The organism is Psychrobacillus sp. FJAT-21963, from assembly GCF_001420585.1.
GTDB lineage: Bacteria > Bacillota > Bacilli > Bacillales_A > Planococcaceae > Psychrobacillus.
Genome location: NZ_LJIY01000001.1, coordinates 43381 through 67403 on the forward strand (window position 1 = coordinate 43381; position 24023 = coordinate 67403).

Consider the following 24023-nt stretch of genomic DNA (forward strand, 5'->3'; position numbering starts at 1 on the left):
AACATCAAAATTCGAACATAATTTATAGATTATTTAATTTTTTACATCTAAACGACCAATTTGTAGTCTAATTTTGTCTTTTTTTGTACGACCTTCAATCATTAAAAGTTTAACTCTTCCCAAACCTCTTATAGAAATTAGGTCTAATTCTTGTAACTCTAAAGAAATTTGATCTTTCTCCGTCCAGTTTACTTTCACTTTTCCACTCTGAATAAGCGAGGAAGATTTTTGTCTGGATATGTTAAAAACAGCTGAGATGACAGTATCAAGTCTTAATGAACTGACAGTTAAAGTTTCTGAGGACCATTCCTCCTGTTGTACAAAATAATTAGTAGGATTTTCTACTATTTCAATATGTACTTTTACTTTGCCAATCGCAGTAAAGTTGGCACGTACATAGTCTAACACTTCAGTAGCTACCACAAATTGTATAGAACCATCTTGCACTCGAATATCTCCAAATTTGCTACGATCAATTCCTAAAGACATCATAGAACCAAGGACGTCTTTATGTCGTAATGTCACAAACTTTTTAGGATATTGAACTTCCACTACAGTCATCATGAAGTCTTCTAGAGTAGGTACAAAATAGGATGGGTATAAAAGTAATCTTTTGCGTTCTACTTCATCTAAAGCTCCATTCGACGCTACATCTATATCTCCATACTGTCTTCGAATAGAGTCTACAATAAATTGCTGTCTTGGATCTAAAAAATCAGTTAGCTTTGGAGCATACCGATCCTCTACTTCTCGCATCATATTCACTACCTGTTCAATGAAAGGCTGCTCTTCTCTTCTAAAATGCTGCAATACATTTTCCATATAAAAAATTCCCTCTCAGATATAGTAAAAACCTCACGAATGTGAGGTTTAAAATAAGTATACTAATGATACTATACCTCTAAGTGCAATATTTAACACAAAGATTGCAACGATAGGAGATATATCGATCATTCCAATTGGTGGAATAATTTTTCTAAACGGTTCTAAGTATGGTTCACAAATTCTTCCTAGTAACTGACCAAAACTCGATTGTTGAATACTAGGAACCCATGACATTAATATATAAATAATCAATGCATATGTGTAATATTTAACAACATAACTTAACAAAATTAAAACTATGTCCATAAGATTGTTTACTCCTCTATCAATTTAGGTCATTATAATAATAATCCGATATTGCACCAGCAACTTCTACTGAATCGGGTGCACAGAGGAATATATCTGTACCTATTCGTTGAATGTCTCCTCCTAAAGCGTACACTGTTCCACTTAGAAAGTCGATAATTCTGATTCCCTGATCTTTATCAATCCGTTGTAAATTCACAATTACAGCTTTTTTACTTTTTAAGTGTTCGGAAATATCTTGAGCTTCTGCATAAACACGTGGCTCTACTAATATAACTTTAGAAGACTTTTGCACATTTTGAATACTTACAAGATTTGATGCTGCCACTTCTTTGGAGGCAGTATTAAATTTACGTTCCTTTGTAGTAGGTTTTATCGGTTGCTGTCTCATTTGATTTTCTACTTGCTGCTGTTGTTGTTGAGGTCTTGGCTGCTGTCCTGTTGAACTTTCTTCGTCCTCTTCTAAGTAGAAGAAATTTTTCATCCAGTTTTTCATGCTCATTGAATTTCCTCCCTCTCTTTACCGACTAAAGCTGTCCCTATTCGTACAAATGTTGCTCCTTCTTCTATAGCAATTTCATAATCTCCAGACATACCCATCGATAATTCAGTACACGGGGCATACGGTAGTTTTTGGAGAGCGATTCTTTCCTGTAATTGCTTTAACTTACGGAATACATTACGGATAATATTCTCATCTTCTGTATTAGGAGCCATCGTCATTAAACCAATTACTCGTATTCGAGAATATTTGTCTAGCTCACCGATAAAGGATTCTACATCTTCCATCGATAAGCCATGTTTGGATTCTTCCTCAGATACATTGACTTGAACAAAGCAATCCTTCGTTGAAGTTGCCCTTTTTTCAATTTCTTCAGCTAAACTTATTCGATCTAAAGAGTGTAAATAGTCTATGTGATTTATTACTGACTTTACTTTTCTTGTTTGAAGTGTACCTATGTAATGCCATTTAACATCATTTTGAATGGCATCTATTTTTTTGTTTAAACCTTCTGGTCGATTCTCACCTAGGTGTTGTAATCCAGCTTCAATTACTTCAACTGTTCTTTCAACGGATACTTCTTTTGTAACAGCAATAATCGTAACATCAGAAGTTTCACGATTTGCACGTGCTAGAGCCTTATTCATTTGATCTTTAATTGTTTTTAAATTTTGCTTAACATATGTCATCGAAAAACCAACTTTTCATCAATTGTTTTTGTTTATTGTATCAATGAAAGGCTTATTTATCAATGATGAATACATACTAGAGTGTATTTTTTGATACAATTATAACATCTTTACCAATTATAGCTATATTTTGCACGGCAATTTTTTTAGTTTCGCTTTTTTTATTAAAGAATGCTGGATATGAACCTTGTGCTTCTACAATAAATGAAGTAATAAATCCTGTATCCTTATCAATTTCCGCATCAACAATATACCCCAATAATTGGCCACTTGTTGCTTCTATAACTTCCTTTTGTTGCGCATCAGAAAATTTCATCATCATCCTCCTTTCCCCATTATATGAATTGAAAAATAAAAAAACGCTTTTTCATTTGAGAAAAAGCGTTTTTTATATGAGAATGTTTTGTATTACTATTCTTTCGGATTTAACTGCCCTTGGATAATAGATAATGCGCTTTTCTCTAGCCTTGAAATTTGAGCTTGTGATAAGCCAAGATCGCTTGCTATTTCCGTTTGGGTAGCCCCGTAGTATATTCGTTTTGTTAGGATTTTCTTTTGCCTAGCATCTAACTTTTGAAATGTATCTTTTACTGTAAAATACGTTACCCATTGTTCTTCCGATACATCATTATCACATAATTGATCCATCATATAGATAGCGTCTCCTCCATCGCTAAAAATTGGTTCTTGTAACGATACTGGATCCTGAATCGCATCTAATGATAATAAAATATCTTCCACTGGAATTTCTAATATTTGTGACAAATCTTCAAGTGTCGGTTCTTGTAAATTATCGTTAATATACTGTTCTTTTGCTTTCATTGCTTTATATGCGATATCTCTTAAAGATCTAGAAACACGGACAGAATGATGGTCGCGTAAATGCCTTTTAATTTCTCCAATTATCATTGGTACGGCATATGTTGAAAAACGGACGTTATGCTTTAAATCAAAATTTTCAATTGACTTGATAAGACCAATACAGCCAACTTGGAAAAGGTCATCAGCCTGTTCACCACGATATGCAAATCGTTGAACAAGACTTAAAACTAATCTTAAATTACACATGACTAGCTCATCTTTTACAGATTCTTCGCCTGCTTGTAATCGAATAAACAGTTCTTTCATTTGTTCGTGGGAAAGTAAAGGAAGCTTAGATGTATCAATGCCGCATAATTCTACTTTTGTTCTCGTCATAGATCTTCCTCCGGACTCTTTTAATAGTTCTTAATCAGTTTGTCCGAGAGAATGAACTTTATTCGAAAGGTGCGACATCCAATTTCACCCATTAGGCTATTGGTTCATTTAAAAGCTCTTTTAAATCCAATATTATTTTCTTCTCTAAACGAGAAATATAAGATTGAGAAATGCCAAGATGATCTGCTACTTCTTTTTGAGTCATTTCCTCTTTTCCATTTAATCCAAAACGACATTGCATAATATATTTTTCTCGATTCCCCAATAGATTAATCGCGTCAAACACGTGTTGTCGCTCTAACTTTTTCTCGACATCTTCAATAATCAAATCTTCACTTGTTCCTAAAATATCTGATAGAAGGAGCTCATTACCATCTGAATCAGAATTCAAAGGTTCGTCAAAAGAAACCTCCGATTTCATTCGATTCGTTTTTCTCAAATGCATTAATATTTCATTTTCGATGCACCTTGATGCGTATGTTGCCAGTTTAATACCTTTATCCAAATTAAAAGTTTCCACCGCTTTTATAAGACCAATCGAACCAATACTTATTAAATCCTCTATATTCGTATTAGTTTGATCAAATCTTCGTGCTATATAAACTACAAGACGTAGATTTCGTTCTATTAAAACATCTCGTGCATATTCATCTCCATCCATAAAAGCAAGGAGCATCTCTCTCTCTTCTTCTCTTGTTAGTGGTTTTGGTAAAGATTCATTTCCACCAATGTAGTGTACACTACTCTTCCTTAGAGAGATTATCCAAAAATAGATTCGACGAAAAAACTTTAACAACATTAACTGACACTCCTTTTCTTTAGATGATAGTAGGAAGAGCTATGTAAGATTCCTTCAGCTCCATGTGGAAATTTATCACGCAACCTCGTCATGACTATATAACCTCTTGGTAAATTTTGTTCGTTCACTTTCCACTCATCATACTTCATCCCTATGACCCATGTTTTTTCTTGTTGAATCGTAGTAATTGGTATTAATCTTAATTTGCTTATGAACTCTTTTGGCAGGTTGTCCAAGCCAACTTTTCGATCGAACTCCCAATCACAAATTGCTTGAAACAAAGACTCTGGAAGAATATCTTGTAACATTTCTGCAGCAACAAAATGAACCGGATCATTAGAAAGTGGTTCTTTGCAAACATTCCCTGAGTCTATAAAAAGGGTTAATTCCTTTGTTTGTCCAAACAAACGGAGATGTGAGGAGAATAACAGCTCTCTTTCTGAATTAGCAATATTAATATGCAATACATGCTTTGTTAATAAATACAAGCCTCCTGTGGCAATCAAAGCGAAGTTTACAAACATGAAGAGACTGCTACTGGTGTGATAGAGTGGAGCGATAGCTGTAAGTAAACCTCCAGCAAATAGACTTGCAAGTAAAGTAAGTGCAATAGCCTTAATGATTTGTGAACGTTTACGCCAAAAAGCTATACCGATCATAAGAAAGAAAGATAAGAAAACAGTAATGAAATAGTGTGAGAATGTGACTGTAATTGTTCCTGCGATAAAAGCGGATAAAAACAAATATCTTTTTTTGTTTTCTATCCAGCCAATACGATTTGCAAATGCCAAAACAGTGTAATTAAAAAAAGTATTGGTTGCAATCATTACTTCTGCATACATAGCTTCCCTCCTTTTGATTAAATCGTAACATGTCATTTGTAAGAAAAATGTCAAATCAGGGGAGAGAAATCATTCTTTTTTTACGACAAGAAGTGCTATGTAGAATAACTAAATTTAAGTGAAAAGGGTAATAGAAGAGAAAGAGGCAAGTTAAAAATATGAGGTTTATTATCAAATTAGTGAAAAAGTAAGATACGAAAGGCAAAGTCACTATCTATAGGCTTTCGCGCTGGCCGCACGTCCGCATGAGCCACTGTATGCGCCTGCACACACAGCTGACGTCATACGGCTGACTAAGCAACGAATGCAAGTGACTCCTATTAATAGGAAAGAGCGTTACTATTTAATGAATTTCGAGTAATGGTCTCTGTTATAGTGAAATTGGTCTCGGTTATGCTGCGATTAGTCTCGGTTGTGCTGCGATTAGTCTCGGTTGTCATTGAATTGGTCTCGGTAACGCTATAAATAGTCTCGGCTGTAACTTAATTGGTCTTGTTCCGACATTTCGTGTCATTTTTAGTGAAATATTACCAATTAAACTAGCTAACTCACATAGAGATAACTCTTCACTTATCATTAACAAGTTACTTCTGACGAGGCTCATGCGTAGGATACTGCAAGCGCACATCCGCGTTCAAAATTATAAGGTACTGATTTGTTTTTGTTTTTCTAAACGCACATAATAAAAAAAGCAACCACCTATTCGTGATTGCTTCTCTGTTTTAAAATTAGTTTCTTCTTTGACGATTTCTTAAGAATGTTGGTATATCTAATGCATCCTCTTGCTGGTGTTGTACATTCGGTCGCTCTTGGTGTAATGGTTGATGTTGTTCTTCTTTACGTTGCTCACGAAGTGGAGGAGGAGTAGTTGCCGCTTGTTGTGCACGTGCTGCTCCAAACCCAGTATTTCTTGGTTTATTTTGAGTAAGCAATTCTTCATTGAAACCAGTTGCTATTACCGTAACGATAATTTCATCCTTTAAATTATCATTAATAACCGAACCAAATATCATATTCACTTCTTCATCTGAAGCAGAAGCAACGATATCTGCAGCTTCCTGAACCTCAAATAGACTTAAATTTGATCCGCCTGTAATATTCATTAGGACTCCTGTAGCTCCATCAATTGAAGTTTCTAGAAGTGGGCTTGAAATTGCTTTTTTTGCAGCTTCAGCAGCTCGATTATCTCCACCTGAAATACCGATACCCATTAGAGCTGCACCTTTGTTAGACATAATCGTTTTAACATCGGCAAAGTCAAGGTTGATCAAACCAGGAACAGCGATTAGATCTGAAATACCTTGAACCCCTTGACGTAATACGTTATCTGCTTCTCTGAATGCCTCTAGCATTGGAGTATTTTTGTCCACAATTTCAAGAAGACGATCGTTAGGAATTACAATCAGTGTATCTACAGCTTCTTTCATCATACCAATACCGCCAATTGCCTGAGTCGAACGTTTACGACCTTCAAAAGTGAATGGACGAGTCACAACTCCTACAGTTAACGCACCAATATCACGTGCGATTTGGGCAATTACAGGAGCTGCTCCTGTTCCAGTTCCACCGCCCATACCAGCTGTAACAAAGACCATATCAGCGCCTCGTAATGCTTCCTCAATTTGCTCTTTACTTTCTTCTGCTGCTTTCTTACCAACTTCCGGATTTGCACCTGCTCCAAGTCCACGAGTAAGTTTTCCGCCAATTTGTAATCTAACTTCTGCTTTAGACATGTTAAGCGCTTGGGCATCCGTGTTTACAGCTATAAAGTCAACGCCCTGTACTCCATGTTCGATCATTCGATTTACTGCATTATTACCGCCGCCACCTACTCCAATAACTTTAATGATGGCTAATTGGTCATCGTTCGTTTCAAATTCTAGCATGCTATTGCCTCCTATATTCTTTCAACTATGATAATGGTTTTGTTATTCAAAAAACTTATCGAAAAATTTCTTGGCTTTGGTAATTGCACTTTCTTTGTTTTCATTGTTCCCGTTTTGAACGGTCTGTTTTTGTTTCTTAGGACTTGGTGTTGATTCAGTTTGTGCCATTTGTGATAATGCATGGCTGCTACCAATTTTACCATAGAAAAGATCTTCTTTATAGGCATATCTTATAAGACCAACAGCAGTTGTATATTGTGGTTCACGAACACCAATATAATCCGGCGTGTATAAACGTACTCTTGTTTGTAGAATATGTCTTGCAAGTTGTCCAATACCTTCTAGCTTGGCAACTCCACCAGTAATTACAACACCACCAGGTAAGTCTTGTAGACCCATTCGGTAAAATTCTTCTAAAACCAACTCGAAAAGCTCTTCTAAGCGAACACCAATAATTTCAGCTATATATCTCTGAGAATATTGTTCTTTCATATCTGCACCAATGACTGGTACTTCAAAAAGCTCATCATCTGATGCATCATCATAGAAGGCATGTCCATATTGAATTTTAATTTTTTCAGCTTGTTCTGTAGGTGTTTTTAATACAATCGATAAATCTTTCGTAATATGATCGCCACCTACTGGTATTACGGAAGTATTAATTAAATGTCCTTCGCTAAAAATGGCGATGGTGGTAGATCCTCCACCTATATCTATATAGGCAGTACCGTGATTTTTTTCATCTTCGGTTAAAGCAAAATAACCACCAGCTAATGGCTGTAAATATATCTCTCTTATTTGTAACCCAGCTCGTTCCACACATCTTAACACATTATGTAAAATTGTTTTTGATGTAGTCATCATGATTCCATCCATTTCTAGACGGGTTCCAATCATTCCTCGCGGATCTTTAATTTCATCAAGATGATCGACGATAAATTGCTTAGGAGCTATATTGATCAGTTCACGTTCAGGAGGAATTGACATTACTTGAGCAGATTCAATCACTCTATCTAAATCTGTATCTGTAATTTCTCTGTCCTCACGATTAACAGCGACTACACCTTTTACGTTTTGAATGTTTGCTAGATTAGCAGGAATACCAAGCACTATTTCTTGAATTGACATCCCAATCATACGTTCAGCTTCACTAATAGCTTTCTTAATGGACTGCACGGTTGCGTCTATATCTACAATGGAACCTTTACGAATCCCATTTGATTTAACATTTCCTACACCAATAACATGCAGCGAGTCATCACTCATTTCACCGATTAAAACTTTAATCGATGACGACCCAATATCTAATGATACGTACAATTCTGATTGATTCAACCCGTGGCACCTCCTAAAAACTCTTTATTTATTATTCTATTGTAAAAAACTAATAAAGTCTAAAAATTTCTAATCAAATAGTCGATATTTCATGACTTTACGCAAATATGACTATGTATTATTTCTTTCAGACCACTTTGTCAAAATTAACCGACGTATAACCGCAATATTTTGGAATAAACGAACTCCAAAAGCAAAGATTGCAGCTAAATATAAGTCAACACCTAAATGTACTCCTAAAAAAGCTAGGGCGGCTGCTAAAACTATGTTAAAGAAAAATCCAGAGACAAATACCTTATCATCATACACCCCTTGTAAATGGGCCCTAATTCCTCCAAATAAAGTATCTAATGCTGCAAGTACAGCTATAGACAAATAATTTTCATATATCTCCGGGATTTGTATATCTGTTAAAAGACCAAGTGAAATTCCAAGTATTAGACCTAATAACGGCAACCACATTTATTTACTCTCCTCCTGGAATTTCAAATAAAAATTGTTTATTGATTGATTGATCATAAGCACCTATGTCTAAATCGGTTACCGGTTCTCCAACTACTAGTTTTAAGTTATCAATGTAAAAGTCATCTCCGATAGTCGAAGCCTCTAATTGATTATACATTTTTTTAGCGTCGTCGTAAGTGGTTGTGCCAATTTTTATCGTAAATGGAGCCGTTTTTATAGCAAGATTATTAACGGTTGTCCTTCCATTCACATCCCTTATTGCTGAAGAATAAATCATCCTTTTTCCATCGACTTCAATCGCTTTAGCTTTGAAATGATTAATTTCATTTATAAGACGAACAAGTAAATCAGGAGTTATTCCTTCAATAGCTTGTCCAACAGCAATACTTTCTAAGGATGGTTCCACAGTTATTGTTAAGCCCGGGCCATTAAAATCTTTTAATCCAATGTCTTGTTTCAACTGTTCAACGGTTTCATTCAAAGCAGTTTTGGGACTTTCGTTTACCATATTTTCATATTTATCAATCGTTTGCTCCAACACACGCACTTCCGACAATAATTCTGAATGTAATTCAGTTTCTTTTGCAAGTTCTTGTCGTATTGCCCAAACATCCCTAGTATCTCGTTCCTCAGGTTTTTGTACAGTATTGTACTGGACTGCTAACATAAAGCCAACTATTAACAAAATTAATGTAAACCGAATATAGACGGTTTTTTTCATTTATTCGGCCTCCTTCACCTTGTTTAATTTTTGTCGTCACGTAAAGCAGGCATCGTTATTCTCCCTTTTTCCTCCACAGTTACGATAATGTTATCACTTGTTAATTGATCAACAACACCTCCACCTAGATTGACAGAAGCAAGTAATACCTCTGGATCGCCTACAGCCTCAATCGTAAAAGGTGCTGGAAACGTTTTACCGTCAACTGTAATAACTGGACCTGTACAACGAATATAGGAATTTGAATGGAGTCTTTGCCCATTGATAGATACAGCTTCTGCACCAGATATTTTTAACTCATTAATGACCTTAAATACATGGCTCTCATGGACAATATAATCATTTGGATTCTCTTGTGACGGGTTATAAGCACCATCTTGAAGAGAGACTGCAATTCCTTTTCCTTCGGAAGGAATGTCACCGATTAATAATCGTAACATTTCTGCCTCATCCACTAACTCTTCAACGTTCTCTTCACTATTCACAAAAGACTGTTCAAATTCTTTGATTTCATGCTGTTTCTCATTTATTTCATCCGAGAGCTCATTATTTCTTTCTTTTTGCTCGATTAACTCTTTTTTGTATTTTTCCTGTTCATTAAAATTTACTGAGTTTTTAGCTTGTTCTTTGTTTGCAGAAGAAATACTATACGAGTATGCGAGTATAAAACCTAACACTAAACTTACTAAAGAAATTAGTACTAGTCCTCTCGAAGGTATTCTAAGGAGTTTGTTCTTCTTCAACCTCCACCGCCTCCTCTTCAACAACATTGTTATACACTTCTTTATACGGTTGGAAAAAGGAGCCAACTTCAAGATCAATAATTCCTTTTATATCTGGTTCAAGCTGAGACACGATGGATGGATAGAAGTTCATTTTTTCAGAGAAAGAAGGAATTATAGCTTGAACCTCATTTCCATCATTCATAAAAACTTGAATCGAATATGGGTCATTCTCTGTCGGCTTATAATTAATTTGAGAAATAGTTAATAATACTTCGGAGTCCAAGTTTTTTAACTCTTTTATGAGCCTTACCCTAATTTTCTCTTTATTAAAACCTGATAGGATAGGGCCATCTATTGGTACTACTTGTCCTTCAGGTTCTATAGTCTTCCCATTCTCTAGAATAATATGAAGACCTTCACCGTTTTCCTCATAACCAACTTTTTTATATTCTTTTATTTGAATTTCTACACCAGTTAACCAAGTGCGTTTAACTTTAGCAGATTCCACCCAATCATTTTGTTCTATCATTTCTGTCACTTTGTTTTCTCTAAAGCCCCACATCGATTCTCCTAGTTGTAGTGTGCTTTGTTCTATATATTGTTCATCAGACAATAAAGAAGCACCACTAACTGTGATTGATTGAATCTGACTGTAAGAGGATTGAAAATATAAAACTATCAATAGTGTAGTAACGAAGAGAAAAAGTAGAATGGAAAACTTTTTATTTGTTCTTCGTCGTCTACGTTCTTTAAAGGTTGGTATTCGATCTTCAATATCTATTACTTTTTCCATTCTACCGCCTCCCTTCTCTTATAGAATCATTTGCTAAGTTTAAGATAATACCAATTATCCCCCATGTGGTAACCAAAGAAGATCCACCGTAGCTGATAAATGGTAAAGTAACCCCTGTAACTGGTAGTAAACCTGTAACTACTCCCATGTTTAAAAATGTTTGTACTGCCAATAAGGAAGTGAAACCAATAATAGTTAATTGATAAGCACGTGTTTTGGTACGCGCAGCCATTGCAAAGCCAGTAGTAAAAAATAGAACAAAAGCTGAAATAATGATGAAACCTCCGATGAAACCCGTTTCCTCTAAAAGGATAGAGAAAATAAAATCATTCTGCGGTTCCGGTAAGTATAAAAACTTTTGTCTACTGTTTCCATATCCAAACCCAAACAGTCCGGCCGGTCCAACCGCAAGTAATGATTGAATCGCTTGAAAGCCAGTACCTAACGGATCACTCCATGGATCAAGAAATGATTGAATCCGATCAAGCCTATAGGGAGCCGAAGCAATTAATGCGACTAGAGCTACTATTCCTGTTATTCCAACGGTAACAAAAAATTTCAAAGGCAATCCTGCTGCAAACAGCAGGAAAAAAGATGCAACGATTAGAACGAATGCTGAACCAAAATCTGGTTGTATCATAATAAAAGAAATAGGCAGCAATAAAATTACGGCACTTTGGAAATAGATTTGACCTTTTGTTTTTTTCTCATATGCCAAAGAAAATGCAAGCATTCCTAATACTGCAATTTTAGCAAGCTCAGCAGGCTGAAAGTTCATAAATCCTAGCGAAATCCAACTTTGTGAACCATTTCGAACTACCCCAATACCTGGAATAAGTACACCTATTAAAAATAATATAGAAAACACATAGATGATTAACCAAAATCTAGGAAGCCTTATAAAGCTTTTGTTTCGTATAAATAAAGCACCTAAAATACCAACTATTAAATAACTGCCTTGCTTGAAAGCAAATGGTAATTGGTCTTTATAATGTACTTGACTCCAGTAGGACCCTGCTGAGTGTACGAAAAGTATTCCGACAATAGATAAAAAAAGGACAGATGCTAAAAATAGAATTGTTCTTTTATCGTTCGTTTAGTTCATCCCTTCGTTAATCTTTTAATGCTAGCACTTGTTCAATAAATTCATCTCCACGAATCTCAAAGCTTTCGTATTGATCCCAACTAGCGCATGCTGGAGAAAGTAGAATAACATCTCCCTCATTAGAAATTCTAACTCCTTCTGCAATTGCATCTACTAAGTTACTTACTCGTATTACGGATGGAATTCCTTGCTGTTCACCAAATATTTGTAGTCTATCAGCAGTAGCACCATAGTGTATGAGCGCCTTCACATTTTGTAAATGTGGAACTAATTCATCAAAAGAATGCCCACGATCTACACCGCCTGCAAGTAATATAACAGGTTCTGAAAAGCCTTCTAAAGCACTTTTGGTAGCAAGCGCATTTGTAGCTTTTGAATCATTATAAAACTTTCTATTTTTCCACTCACGAACAAATTGTGTTCGATGTTTAACACCATGAAATGTTGAAAGAACATGAACAATACTATCTAAAGAACATTCCATTAAAATGGCAGCTGCGGTCGATGCTAACACATTTTCTAAATTATGTTTTCCACGTAGTGCAATGATAGATCGTTCAAATAATTTTTCTCCATTCCAATATACATAGGTATCATCTGCACTTATTCCTTCCTCTGCTTTTTTACTTACATAGAAAGGTACTTTCTTTGCATTACTTTTACTAGCATAATCTTTCACAATTTGCTGCTCACCATTATAAATAAACCAGTTCGAAGAGTCTTGATTTTTAGTAATGTTAAATTTTGCATCTGTATATTCTTGAAAATTAGTATGATAGTCTAAATGAGCTTCATATAAATTCATCAAAATGGAAATATGTGGTTTTAGTTGTTCTGTACCCATCAACTGAAAAGAGGATAACTCCGTCACAATTACATTTTCTTTTGTTGCTTCTGATGCGACAGCACTTGCAACAGTACCAATATTACCTGCAACTAATGGTTGTTTACTTCCTGCTTCTAACATCTCAAATACTAAAGTTGTTGTTGTAGTTTTTCCATTTGACCCTGTGATGCCAATCATTGGAGCATCACTTATTCGATAAGCTAATTCCACCTCTGTCCAAACTGGTATTCCTCTCTTTTTAGCTTCAGCAATGACAGAATTTGTGTAAGGAATACCAGGGTTCTTTACTATAAGACTGAATCCCTCGTCTAAAAGATCCTCCGGATGACTTCCACAAATGACTGTTAACCCTTTAGAAAGTAAGTACTGTGCATGTTCATTTTCATCAAAAGGTTTCGAATCATTAACTGTAACAAATGCTCCTAAATCATGTAAAATTTCGGCAGCAGCTGTACCGCTTTTCGCAAGTCCTAATACAAGGATCTTTTTATGATATACCATTGGTAATTGCTTCATTTTATACAACCTCCAAAATAACAACTAGCATTGCTGCTATAAAGCCGATAGCCCAAAATACAGTTACTATTCTTTTTTCTGACCATCCAGAAAGCTCAAAATGGTGATGAATAGGGCTCATTTTAAAAATACGCTTACCTGTTGTTTTAAAACTAATTACTTGCAAAATAACAGACAACGTCTCTAATACAAAAATAATCCCTACTAGTAACAATAAAAGCTCTTGTTTTACAAGAATAGAAACCATTGCTAAGGCTCCACCTAATGCTAGTGACCCTGTATCACCCATAAAAACTTTAGCGGGGTTCTTATTGAACAGAAGAAATCCTAATAATGCACCTGACACACTAAAGGTAAAGATTGCTATATCTGTTTGCTCATATGCGAGAGCAAGCACACCAAACGTAGCAAAAGCAACGGAGGCTGTACCTGATACTAAACCATCTAAACCATCTGAAAGATTTACAGCATTTGAAAATCCAACTAACCAAAAAATAAGGAATGCTACATAAAATTGTCCTAGGTCCATCTCTGTATTTGTAAATGGTATAGAAAGTGTTGTGTCAAATGGTCCAAGCTTTAATAAGAAATATGCCCCAACGGAGATGACAATTTGACCTATTAATTTTTGAATAGAAGTTAAGCCTAAATTTCTTTTTAATACTACTTTGATAAAATCATCTAAAAAGCCAATTAATCCGAATCCGACTAAAATTATAAGCAACACGATAGATTGCGTTGTTAGCTTATCGAAGTAAAATGAGACTGCTACAGTCGAAATAATGATCGAAATTAAAAATATAAGCCCACCCATTGTAGGTGTTCCTGCTTTTTTTTGATGGGATTCTGGTCCTTCTTCTCGAATACTTTGACCAAACTTCATCCTTCTTAAATACGGGATAATTATTGGTGCAAGAATAACGGACAAAAGAAAACTAATACTAATTGTAATAATCGTTGTAGATAAAGTCATGAAAAAATCTCCTTAGTTGCGATCAACTATCAATAAATTTACTATAGTTAATTATTTTGTGTAGACATGTATTTTTCCGTCTAATGGAATTAAACTGTTTTCCTTTGGTAATTGTGAAAGTATTTCTTCCCCATCACCATGCCAAACAATTGTAAATGGATACATATAAGATGTTATCTCTTTTTTCTTTATTCCTACTAAGTTTGGTACACGAACTTGTTGGATATCCCCCCAACGATATTCTTTTTCAAGTTGCTTACCACCTGCAGTAACTTCCAGGGAGTCCTCAATGATTTGACCTACTATAGGTGCGGCAATAACTCCACCAAATTGTGTACTATGCTTAGGATTGTCAATGGCAACATAAACGATTAACTCTGGATCATCCGCAGGAGCAAATCCTATAAATGAAACGATATATTCACCGTCCATATATCTACCATTTTGTACTTTTTGAGCTGTTCCAGTTTTTCCGCCAATTCGCAATTGATCACGATAAGCATTTCGGCCAGAACCTTCCGCTACAACATGTTCGAGCGCTTCTCGAACCTTCGCTGATGTTTCCTCACTAATTACCTGGTGTTTCATATCTGGCTCAGAAGTAGATAAAATTTCGTTCGTTTCGCCATCTAAAATATTTTTTATAATAAATGGTTTAAATAATTTTCCACCGTTTATAGCAGCAGCAACAGCTTGAACCTGCTGTATTGGTGTTACAGAAATACCTTGACCAAACGATGTGGTGGCATGCTCTACCGGTCCATAAGCTTCCTTACTAAAAAGAATTCCTGTCGATTCACCAGCCATTCCTGACCCTGTTGATTGCCCGAAACCAAATTTTCGTATGTAATCCGAAAGTTTTTCCGGCCCTACTCTTCTTCCTAGTTCAATAAAACCTGGGTTACAGGAGTTCTCCACAACTTCCAAGAAGGTTTGATTTCCATGTCCAGATCTCTTCCAGCATCTTAGTCGTGATCCCTCTATCATTGTATAGCCAGCATCATGAAAATGATCATCTTCCAAATCGACTACCTTTTCTTCTAATGCTGCGCTCAATGTAATAATTTTAAAGGTAGATCCAGGCTCGAAAGTCATCCAAACTGGTAAATTACGATTATAAATAGTAGAGTCAACTTCCTGATAAGACGATGGATCAAAATTTGGGGCAGAAGAAAGAGCAAGAATTTCTCCATTTTTCGGATTCATCACAATCGCAATCGCCTGTGTTGCTTCGTATTTTTGCATTGCTTGTGAAAGTTCTCTTTCCACAACCTGTTGGATTTTCATATCGATGGTCAGTTGAACATGATTACCCGAAACTCCATTTTTCCATCCATCATCCACATGGGGAAGCGGAACTCCTTTTGCATCTGTAAACATTCGAATCGCTGATTGCTTTCCTTTTAAAACGGAATCGTATTGATATTCGATTCCTGCTAGCCCTTGAGCATCATAACCTGTAAAACCTATTAATCTTGAAAGCATATTACCATTTGGATAGTCTCGTATATAATCGATACCCGCATATAGTCCCGGAATATTTTTATCCTGGATTTGCATCGCAAGTTCGGAACTAATATTTTTCCCATGTGGTGCAATTTTTACTAAGTAATCTCTTTTATTGAGTTGTTCAAATAATTTTGCTTCCTCCATATTTAAAAGTGGAGCGATTTCTTTGGCTACTTTTTCTGGTTCATCGTTTTGTGAAGGCATGTAAAATAATGTAGGAGAAAGCTTATTTCCGACAATTACCTCTCCATTCCTATCCAATATATTCCCCCGAAGCGATGCGTAAGGAAGCTCACGATCCCAACTCTCTTTTGCTTTGGTTGTCAATTCATCAAACTGAAAAAATTGAAGCTGCACTAACTTCAACACAACAGCTAAAAACAATAAAATCATCAATACCCAAATTACACGGAGACGCAAAACTTGTTTTACTTTAGAAATTACACTTTCCCCTTTTATTCGTTTTAGATAACGTATGAGAAAATGACAAAAACTATTCTATCACTCCATTAGTCTTGGGGTGGTTCTTCCATAGATTCCTCTAATTCAGGTACAATTTTTGTTTCTTCTGGTGTCGACAAGTGAACAACAACAGGAGTATCTTTTGAAACAATAGATCCAGCAGTTAAACTTTGGCTTGTTACATAACCTTCACCTGAAATTTCAATTGGTATATTTGATAATGATTTATAAATCATAATATTACGTTTGGACCATCCGGTGAAGTTAGGAAGTTCAATGTCTCCCTCACCTTTTATAAAAACTGTACCTTTGGCTAAAATCGAAGTTCCTGCGGCTGGGAATTGCTCTTTCACGTTTTCCGACTGTCCAATTATAACAGTTTTTAAGCCTTGTGACTCTAGTGTGGTCTGACTTTCCATCATATTTTGCCCGACAATATTTGGCATTTTTATGGAAGAGGCAAGTTCAAGATTTTCAGGTTGTATATTTAAGTATTTTAAGCTGTTTTCTGTTACAGAATTAAAAATGTCTGAAGTAGGCTCTGATCCTACCTCGGTGTCTTTCAATTGCGGTTTGTGGACAGCAACATAGACAATAAGTTGTGGATCTTCGACAGGTGCCAACCCTAAAAAGGAATACAAAAACAAATTACGACCCCAAAAATATCCACCCTCAGGGTTTGCAATTTGAGCGGTACCTGTTTTCCCAGCAGTAGTATAATCATCTAATTTAAACCGTTGAGCAGTCCCTTTTTCCGATGTAACCGTACTTGCTAAAATTTCTTTCACCTGTTCCGCAGTCTTTTCGGATATTGGAGATTCCTTTTCAACTGGTTTGTGATCGCTAACTAGCTTTCCTGTGCTTGGATCTACAATTTTATCTATCACATATGGCTGCATCATTTTACCTTTATTTGCAATGGCAGTCATGGCTTGAACAAGCTGAATTGGTGTAACAGTAGTCCCTTGACCATAAGTGGTAGTTACCCTATTAATAGGATACTTATCACTAACCGTCCCAGTCGCTTCATGTGGCAAATCAATCCCTGTTTTTTCTCCAAATCCAAATCGATGAATATAATCTATAAAAGTCTCATCTCCGATTCTATTTAACAAGTAAGCCATCGACACATTTGAAGAGCGTTGAAAACCTTCTAAGTAAGAAATAGTGCCCCATCCATATACGTTGTGATCACGTATTGTTCGATCATATACTGTATAGGATCCAGATTTATACGTGGCATTCGGCTCCCATACTCCTTCTTCAATTGCTGATGCTAACGTGAAAATTTTCATCGTTGAGCCAGGTTCAATCGTTTGTTCAATTGCTTCATTTAGCCAGTTCGTAGATAATCCTTCTCTCGTATTCGGCTCGAAGGTAGGTCTTTGCGACATAGCAAGAATTTCTCCTGTTTTAGGATTCGCAACAATAGCGGTCATTTTTTCAGGATTATACTTTTCTTCTGCTTTGTTAAGTGCATCTTCTAAGAAGTTTTGTATTGTTTTATCAATCGTTAAATGAATATTGTCTCCATCTTTCGGATTCGTTATCATTTTTTCAGCATTTGGCAATAAAAAGCCTTTCGTATCACTCTTAAAATTTACTTTTCCAGGCGTTCCGGTTAATTCTTCATCATAAATATACTCCAAGCCCATCTTTCCTACCGCTACAGCTTCGCCATCTTCATTTTCTTCTTTTAAGGCGAAACCAATTAGATGAGAGGCAAATTGCCCATTTGGATAAAGTCTTTTCATATCTTGAACAAAAATTATTCCTGGTAGATTGTTATTTTTAATTTCTGTCATTACTTTATAGCTAATATCCCTACCAGCTTTTCCGAACTCCACTTGATATTTACCTGCTTTTATATATTTGTTTAGCACGTCCAATATATCTTGCTCTGGCATATCAATATATTCAGCTAACACTTTCGCAGTTTTTTCAGGATCTACTACATGCCGTGGTGCACTACTGTTATTGGTAGCTTCAGGACTTATAACTGCAATAATTTTATAACTTAGCGTATCTTCTACAATAATATCTCCGTTACGGTCTACAATTTTACCTCTACTTGCTGGAATCACTTGTTCTCTACTATACTTAGAGTCTGCTTTTGTAGATAATACTTGTCCTTCTGCAGTCCCCGTAACTTGAATAAACACAAATCGGCTTAACAATAGAAAAAAGAGCCCTCCATAAAGTAAAAACATTAGAAAGGCTCCCCATTGAAAACGAAATTTCTTATTCATTGTCCTGGTACTACCTTTACGTTTTGCTCATTTAGTTTTAAACCGAGCTCTTCCGCTTTTTTCCAAATACGCTCATAGGTAGATAATTCGCTTACTTGTATGGACAAGTCTGTATTTTCTTTTGATACATTGTCGATTTGTTTTTCCATTAGTTGTATGTCTGCATTTGTTGAACGTACAGCTGTCTGAGTTTGAATGATCATTAAAGCAAGTATAGTTACTGCTGATAATAAACCTATAAGAAGGAATCTTTCCCCTTTTGTCAATATCTTTTTCGCTTGTTTAGTCGGCTTCTTTATTTGTGGTTGTTCAGGAAAAGAAGGACGACTTATGTATGTTTGTGACTGATGTTTACGTAAAGCCATTTAAACACTTCCCTTTTCATTAATTTTTTCCACAATTCTTAGTTTAGCTGAACGAGATCTATTATTTTCTTCTAATTCTTCTACAGAAGGTAAAATAGGCTTTCTAGTGATAAGTTTTAAAGACGGCTCCATTCCTACTGGTATTACAGGTAAATTAGGTGGTAATTCTGGTAAAGACGCAGCTTCTTTAAAGATAGTTTTGGTTAATCTATCCTCTAGAGAATGAAATGTAATAACACTTATTCTTCCGCCAACCTTAATAACTTTAATTGCATCCTCTAATGAATCTTCCGCTGCTCCTAGTTCATCATTCACAGCTATTCTTATAGCTTGGAAAATTCGTTTCGCAGGATGTCCACCAGTTCTCCTTGCAGCTGCAGGGATTCCAGCTTTTATTAATTCAACTAATTGAAATGTTGTTTCAATTGGAGCGTTTTCTCTAGCCTGCTCAATCTTTCTCGCAACTTGCTTAGAGAATTTCTCTTCACCATATCGAAAGAATATTTTCACTAGTTTTTCATATGGCCAATCATTTACTACGTGAAAAGCAGTTAATTCACTTGTCTGATCCATCCTCATATCTAGTGGTGCATCGTAATTGTAACTAAAGCCTCGTTCTGGAGTATCGAGCTGTGGAGAAGAAACTCCTAAATCATATAGAACACCATCCACTTTTTCGATTCCAATATTTTCAAGTTCCTCTTTTAGATAACGGAAATTTGCATGTACAAATGTTACTTTGTCTAGGAAAGGAGCTAATCTAACTTTTGCGTTCTCAATAGCTGTCCTATCTTGGTCAAAACAAATTAACCTACCACTTTCCCCTAATTGCTGGACAAGATATTCACTATGGCCTGCTCCTCCCAGAGTACAGTCCACATAAATTCCATCTGGACGAACGGCAAGTCCATCTACCGTTTCTTTTAATAATACCGTTGTGTGATGAAACAAGCCTTTTCCTCCTCTTATATGTCAAAGCCAATCATATTTTCTGCAATGTCATTGAATGAGTCCTCAGATTCCTCAAAGTAATTTTCCCAAGCATCCTTAGCCCATATTTCTAAACGATTGGAAACACCCAAAACTATACATTCTTTATCCATCTTTGCATAGCTACGTAAATTACTTGGGATATTAATACGACCTTGTTTGTCAATTTCAACCTCTGTTGCACCAGAAAAGAAAAAACGGGTAAATGCCCGAGCATCTTTTTTCGTAACAGGAAGTTCTTTTAATTTTTCCTCGAGTTTTCGCCATTCATTCATAGGATAACCAAATAAGCAATTATCAAGACCGCGTGTTAAAACAAAACAATCTTCTAAATGCTCCCGAAACTTGGAAGGTATGATTAACCGGCCTTTCGGATCAACGTTATGTTGATATTCGCCCATGAACATGCTATTCACCCCACTTTATGAGAATAACATACCACATCCCCCCACTTTCCTCCACCCATTTTTCAAAATTTAGTGTAATAATTTTCAAAATGTGTAAATAGTACTTGTTGAGATGGAAAAAGCGAAAGAAAGTTTATGTAGTTTAATAAAAATACAGGTATTTTTCCATATAAAAAATCTCCACGATTTACCGTGGAGATTTTTTTTTGCTCTGATAAACTTCCTTGTCATTATGCAACTTACTCCTGATGAAAGTTCATCACCGTAGAAAGTGCTACTTCATTCTGCTTGCTCTTGTTTACTTTTTTAGGTCCATAATTCGCTCATGCAATCGCCCTCTTTAAATTGTGAGAATGGTAGGGATTCAATTGAATGATGAAAAATCAAAAGTCCTGAATACTGAATTCCAAGTTTACTTCTTCACTTAAAGGGGTATTGTATCAAGAGCCTTTTATATATACACAATCTGATGCTTCCCATTAAACTCGTAAGGAAGTTCTAAAAGATCCTGTATCAATTCCATCCCAACTTCGTTTAAAAGCTGAAGTGGTGAAAATGTACGTTCTTGTAATCCTCCATTTGGATTTAATTCCATCGTTAAACGATCATAACGATAAATGGAAGCATCAAGCTTTCCTAGAAGAGTGTCTTCTATTGCATTATTTAAAAATGTTATTTGTTTTTTATGATAATCTAAATTTTTATTTACTAAAGGAGCTAACTTTAAATTCTCTTCTTCAAGAAGAATCGTTTCTAACTCTTTATATTTTGCTGTAATATCCTCTTCTATTGAAGTGAGCAGTGTTGGTATCTTTTCATTTCTATGTTCATCAATAAATTGAAGCTTCGCTTTTTCAACCATGCCTTCCCATATTTCAGGAATGCGGAAGGATAGCTTCTCCAACAAATTTTGCGTTTTAGAGTTCACAATGGAAATACTTAGTCTTGGCATAATCACCGGCATTCTCATTTCAAACAATTCAAATGCAGACTTAAGTGTACCCCAGTAAGCAATTTCTCCTGGACCTCCAATAAAACTTAATACAGGAAAGACCATTTCTTGCATTAGAGGTCTTGTTACGACATTATTACTCAATTTTTCAGGTTCATTTATAGCTATATTCATCAATTCTTCTTCTGAAAAAGCTATTCCTTTACCTTCATTGACAAATTTCTTATCTTTTCTTTCTAATAAAAAACGTTCTCCATCTTCTACATAAAATAAGTGAGCTGCATTTTCCTTTGTCTGAATAGGTGTACCATATCCAGCCTTTTCAAAAACAGCTTCATTCTCAAATACGACCTCTGCGAGACGTGATGAATACTTCACCATTTTTTGAAAATACTCACTTTCTAATTTGCGTAAAGGCTCATATGCGGCATCTATCAATAACAAACCTTCTTGTTGGAAAAAGTTATTCATCAACGCTGCAAAAAAATCACTATAATTCATATTATCTTCTAATAGAGCATTTATCTTTTGGAATAAGTTTTTAGTATGCAAGGTTTCTGGCAGACTTTTAAACAACTCTTCCAAATAAGCTGTAATCATTTTTTTCTCAAAAGGACTTTTAGAGGCCATCTTTTTGATTCTCGATGCTTCAGGATAAGTCATCTTTTGAAGCTTTCGACCTCTTTCTATGTATACATGATTAACCTCATCAATATCATGATCCTCTCCCGCTATCCAAAAAACTGGAATGACAGGGACGCCTAAAACTTCTCGTTGCTGTTTTGCTAACACGATTACGGAAATGGCTTTATGAATAGAATACATAGGGCCTGACATTAGACCTGCTTGTTGTCCACCAATAACAACAATTCCATTATCCTTTAATTCATCTAAATGCAATTTACTTTTTTCTGATATCCCAAATGGACTCATATAATTTGTTATTACTTCTACCAGTTCATTTCTTTTATGTTTACTAAAGTCAGTTTCCTGAAGTCTATTATTTAATGCATTTTGATTCCATTCATAATGATAGAAAGAAGACAAACTAGGCATATCTTCTAAATATTTCTTATAAAATGAGGAAGCGAATGGTTGTGTGTACTGCTCTACTCGCACGATTTTTCCACCTCTAAATTTCAAATTCACCTCGACGTATTGTACTCAGATTAAAATAAAATCTGTAGCATTTGCCAGAGGCATATATCTAGTCATGCAGGCATCCTGCTTGACAATTTTTTATACTTTAAGAGTATATCACTTCGAAATGAAGTGTTAAAATTATTAGCTTATATAATACAATACATAGCGGATAACTCCGATTAACCAAATAAGGGCATATATCACACACAGTAAAAGGAATAATAATCTCCATATCTTCCGAAGGAGGGGCATTACTACAATTTCTTTTTCTTTCCTCCATTCAATATAAGTGAGAGTACTAGCTATAATTAATGAGATACCAATTAAAATCAGAAAAATATTCTTTGAAAAAACGATATAAAAAGCATTAGATACAGAGAAATACAACAAGAACGTTGTTATATCTGCTGCTAACCCAAATGACTTTTTTCTCTTATGTAATAAATAATTTGAAATAATAAAGGTAACAAAAAACACAATAACAGGGAATAATATTAATAGGGTAAGCATCTTACTAATGGCGATCACCTACTTTGTTCATTTCTTTCAATAAAAGATAAAAAGTATTTAATATGGGTAACACTTTATTCCTTTTCTTCGCTTCAACCAATATCGCTCCTACAATTGTATCAATCTCCATAATGCGATTATTTTCATAATCTGATAGCATAGAAGAACGGTTATTTTCGGTATTTTTACAAAGCTCGACTACTTCCTCCCACAGTAGCATTTCATTCCATTCATCAAACACATCCATCAATTCTTCATACATATTTTTCATAATCATTCTGTAAGAATCATTTTTAATAAGCATTCCATTTGGAGCCTTTGTAATAGTCGTTAAAGGATTTATTAAACAGTTCATTAATGCTTTTTTAAATAAAGTTGTTTCAATATGGTTTGTATATAAAAGGGGGAAATCATCTGACGAACTTCCGAAAAATTCATCTGACTTTTCCCAAACTCCTTTATATACGCCAACAGATGTTTTTCCAACACCTAGATGACATACTGTAGATGGAGTAACTTTAGTAGCCCCGTGCAATACTGATCCAATCATAATCGTTTCTTGTTTAAGTTGATTAGCAAATGAAAGGTGAAGTAATCCATTTTGTAAAAACAATAATGGGATATGTTTTGGTAGCAAATCCAATTCACTTTTCAACTTTTCTAAGTGATGGTATTTCACAGCAATTATTATTAAATCCATTGAAAACAAGGGTTCTATTTCGATAACTTGTTTACACTTTATGAGTTCAGGATTATTAGGTACTTTTTCTATGTATAAATTTTCAGTTTCTTTGCGTACAAAAAATACAATCTCATGCTCTGCTTCAGCTAAATAACCGCCAAATATTAACCCTATTGCACCCGCTCCAATAATACCTATTTTCACCAGTTCATCACCTCAAACTTATAA

At 35.3% G+C, this 24023-nt stretch carries 25 protein-coding genes; all 25 read right to left on the minus strand.

Features of this window, described 5'->3' with window-relative positions; genetic code table 11:
• Positions 1-33: 33 nt before the first annotated feature.
• Entirely contained in the window at positions 34-822 is a 789-nt protein-coding gene (locus AN959_RS00230; RefSeq protein ID WP_056827367.1) for an RNA-binding protein, read from the minus strand.
• A gap of 48 nt (positions 823-870) precedes the next feature.
• Positions 871-1131, minus strand: coding sequence for a YggT family protein (locus tag AN959_RS00235; protein ID WP_053590084.1), 261 nt, complete (start codon positions 1129-1131; stop codon positions 871-873).
• 19 nt (positions 1132-1150) lie between these two features.
• Complete coding sequence (locus AN959_RS00240) at positions 1151-1633, minus strand: cell division protein SepF (protein WP_056827369.1); 483 nt, start codon at positions 1631-1633, stop codon at positions 1151-1153.
• A complete protein-coding gene (locus AN959_RS00245; RefSeq protein WP_056827371.1) occupies positions 1630-2322 on the minus strand; it encodes a YggS family pyridoxal phosphate-dependent enzyme in 693 nt (230 codons plus the stop codon). The genes AN959_RS00240 and AN959_RS00245 overlap by 4 nt, the downstream gene beginning before the upstream one ends.
• A gap of 76 nt (positions 2323-2398) precedes the next feature.
• On the minus strand, positions 2399-2638 hold the full coding sequence (locus AN959_RS00250) for a PRC-barrel domain-containing protein (RefSeq protein ID WP_053590087.1): 240 nt from the start codon (positions 2636-2638) through the stop codon (positions 2399-2401).
• A gap of 95 nt (positions 2639-2733) precedes the next feature.
• Positions 2734-3519 carry an RNA polymerase sporulation sigma factor SigG gene (sigG, locus tag AN959_RS00255; RefSeq protein ID WP_053590088.1) on the minus strand — a complete coding sequence of 262 codons (786 nt, stop codon included), beginning with the start codon at positions 3517-3519 and terminating at the stop codon, positions 2734-2736.
• A gap of 91 nt (positions 3520-3610) precedes the next feature.
• Positions 3611-4318, minus strand: a complete 708-nt coding sequence (gene sigE / locus AN959_RS00260) for an RNA polymerase sporulation sigma factor SigE (protein ID WP_053590089.1) — start codon at positions 4316-4318, stop codon at positions 3611-3613.
• Positions 4318-5160 carry a sigma-E processing peptidase SpoIIGA gene (locus AN959_RS00265; RefSeq protein WP_056827373.1) on the minus strand — a complete coding sequence of 281 codons (843 nt, stop codon included), beginning with the start codon at positions 5158-5160 and terminating at the stop codon, positions 4318-4320. The genes sigE and AN959_RS00265 overlap by 1 nt, the downstream gene beginning before the upstream one ends.
• 728 nt (positions 5161-5888) lie before the next feature.
• Positions 5889-7046 carry a cell division protein FtsZ gene (gene ftsZ / locus AN959_RS00270; protein WP_056827375.1) on the minus strand — a complete coding sequence of 386 codons (1158 nt, stop codon included), beginning with the start codon at positions 7044-7046 and terminating at the stop codon, positions 5889-5891.
• Between the two features lie 42 nt (positions 7047-7088).
• Positions 7089-8381 carry a cell division protein FtsA gene (gene ftsA, locus AN959_RS00275; protein ID WP_056827377.1) on the minus strand — a complete coding sequence of 431 codons (1293 nt, stop codon included), beginning with the start codon at positions 8379-8381 and terminating at the stop codon, positions 7089-7091.
• A 111-nt stretch (positions 8382-8492) separates the two neighbouring features.
• Positions 8493-8843: a small basic family protein gene (locus tag AN959_RS00280; protein WP_053590094.1), complete on the minus strand. Its 351-nt coding sequence runs from the start codon at positions 8841-8843 to the stop codon at positions 8493-8495.
• 4 nt (positions 8844-8847) lie between these two features.
• A complete protein-coding gene (locus AN959_RS00285; protein ID WP_056827379.1) occupies positions 8848-9567 on the minus strand; it encodes a DUF881 domain-containing protein in 720 nt (239 codons plus the stop codon).
• Positions 9568-9590: 23 nt separating this feature from the next.
• Positions 9591-10310, minus strand: coding sequence for a DUF881 domain-containing protein (locus AN959_RS00290; protein ID WP_053590096.1), 720 nt, complete (start codon positions 10308-10310; stop codon positions 9591-9593).
• Positions 10288-11085 carry a cell division protein FtsQ/DivIB gene (locus tag AN959_RS00295; protein WP_053590097.1) on the minus strand — a complete coding sequence of 266 codons (798 nt, stop codon included), beginning with the start codon at positions 11083-11085 and terminating at the stop codon, positions 10288-10290. Before AN959_RS00295 ends, AN959_RS00290 begins: the two co-directional genes overlap by 23 nt.
• Before the next feature lies 1 nt (position 11086).
• Positions 11087-12163, minus strand: coding sequence for an FtsW/RodA/SpoVE family cell cycle protein (locus AN959_RS00300; protein ID WP_156350701.1), 1077 nt, complete (start codon positions 12161-12163; stop codon positions 11087-11089).
• 34 nt (positions 12164-12197) lie between these two features.
• The gene (murD, locus tag AN959_RS00305; RefSeq protein ID WP_056827381.1) at positions 12198-13553 is read right to left on the minus strand and encodes a UDP-N-acetylmuramoyl-L-alanine--D-glutamate ligase; all 1356 of its coding nucleotides are present in this window, start codon (positions 13551-13553) and stop codon (positions 12198-12200) included.
• Between the two features lies 1 nt (position 13554).
• Positions 13555-14526: a phospho-N-acetylmuramoyl-pentapeptide-transferase gene (gene mraY / locus AN959_RS00310; RefSeq protein ID WP_053590099.1), complete on the minus strand. Its 972-nt coding sequence runs from the start codon at positions 14524-14526 to the stop codon at positions 13555-13557.
• Positions 14527-14577: 51 nt separating this feature from the next.
• Entirely contained in the window at positions 14578-16428 is a 1851-nt protein-coding gene (locus AN959_RS00315) for a penicillin-binding transpeptidase domain-containing protein (protein ID WP_056829050.1), read from the minus strand.
• Between the two features lie 116 nt (positions 16429-16544).
• Complete coding sequence (locus AN959_RS00320; RefSeq protein ID WP_056827382.1) at positions 16545-18746, minus strand: penicillin-binding transpeptidase domain-containing protein; 2202 nt, start codon at positions 18744-18746, stop codon at positions 16545-16547.
• A complete protein-coding gene (gene ftsL / locus AN959_RS00325; protein ID WP_053590101.1) occupies positions 18743-19111 on the minus strand; it encodes a cell division protein FtsL in 369 nt (122 codons plus the stop codon). Before ftsL ends, AN959_RS00320 begins: the two co-directional genes overlap by 4 nt.
• Positions 19112-20062, minus strand: coding sequence for a 16S rRNA (cytosine(1402)-N(4))-methyltransferase RsmH (rsmH, locus tag AN959_RS00330; protein WP_056827385.1), 951 nt, complete (start codon positions 20060-20062; stop codon positions 19112-19114).
• Between the two features lie 14 nt (positions 20063-20076).
• Complete coding sequence (gene mraZ / locus AN959_RS00335; RefSeq protein ID WP_053590103.1) at positions 20077-20508, minus strand: division/cell wall cluster transcriptional repressor MraZ; 432 nt, start codon at positions 20506-20508, stop codon at positions 20077-20079.
• Between the two features lie 451 nt (positions 20509-20959).
• Positions 20960-22579: a bacillithiol biosynthesis cysteine-adding enzyme BshC gene (gene bshC / locus AN959_RS00340; RefSeq protein ID WP_056827386.1), complete on the minus strand. Its 1620-nt coding sequence runs from the start codon at positions 22577-22579 to the stop codon at positions 20960-20962.
• Positions 22580-22744: 165 nt separating this feature from the next.
• Entirely contained in the window at positions 22745-23113 is a 369-nt protein-coding gene (locus tag AN959_RS21995; RefSeq protein ID WP_082460671.1) for a DUF3397 domain-containing protein, read from the minus strand.
• Between the two features lie 4 nt (positions 23114-23117).
• Positions 23118-23999: a 2-dehydropantoate 2-reductase gene (locus tag AN959_RS00345; protein ID WP_056827388.1), complete on the minus strand. Its 882-nt coding sequence runs from the start codon at positions 23997-23999 to the stop codon at positions 23118-23120.
• Positions 24000-24023 lie beyond the last annotated feature (24 nt).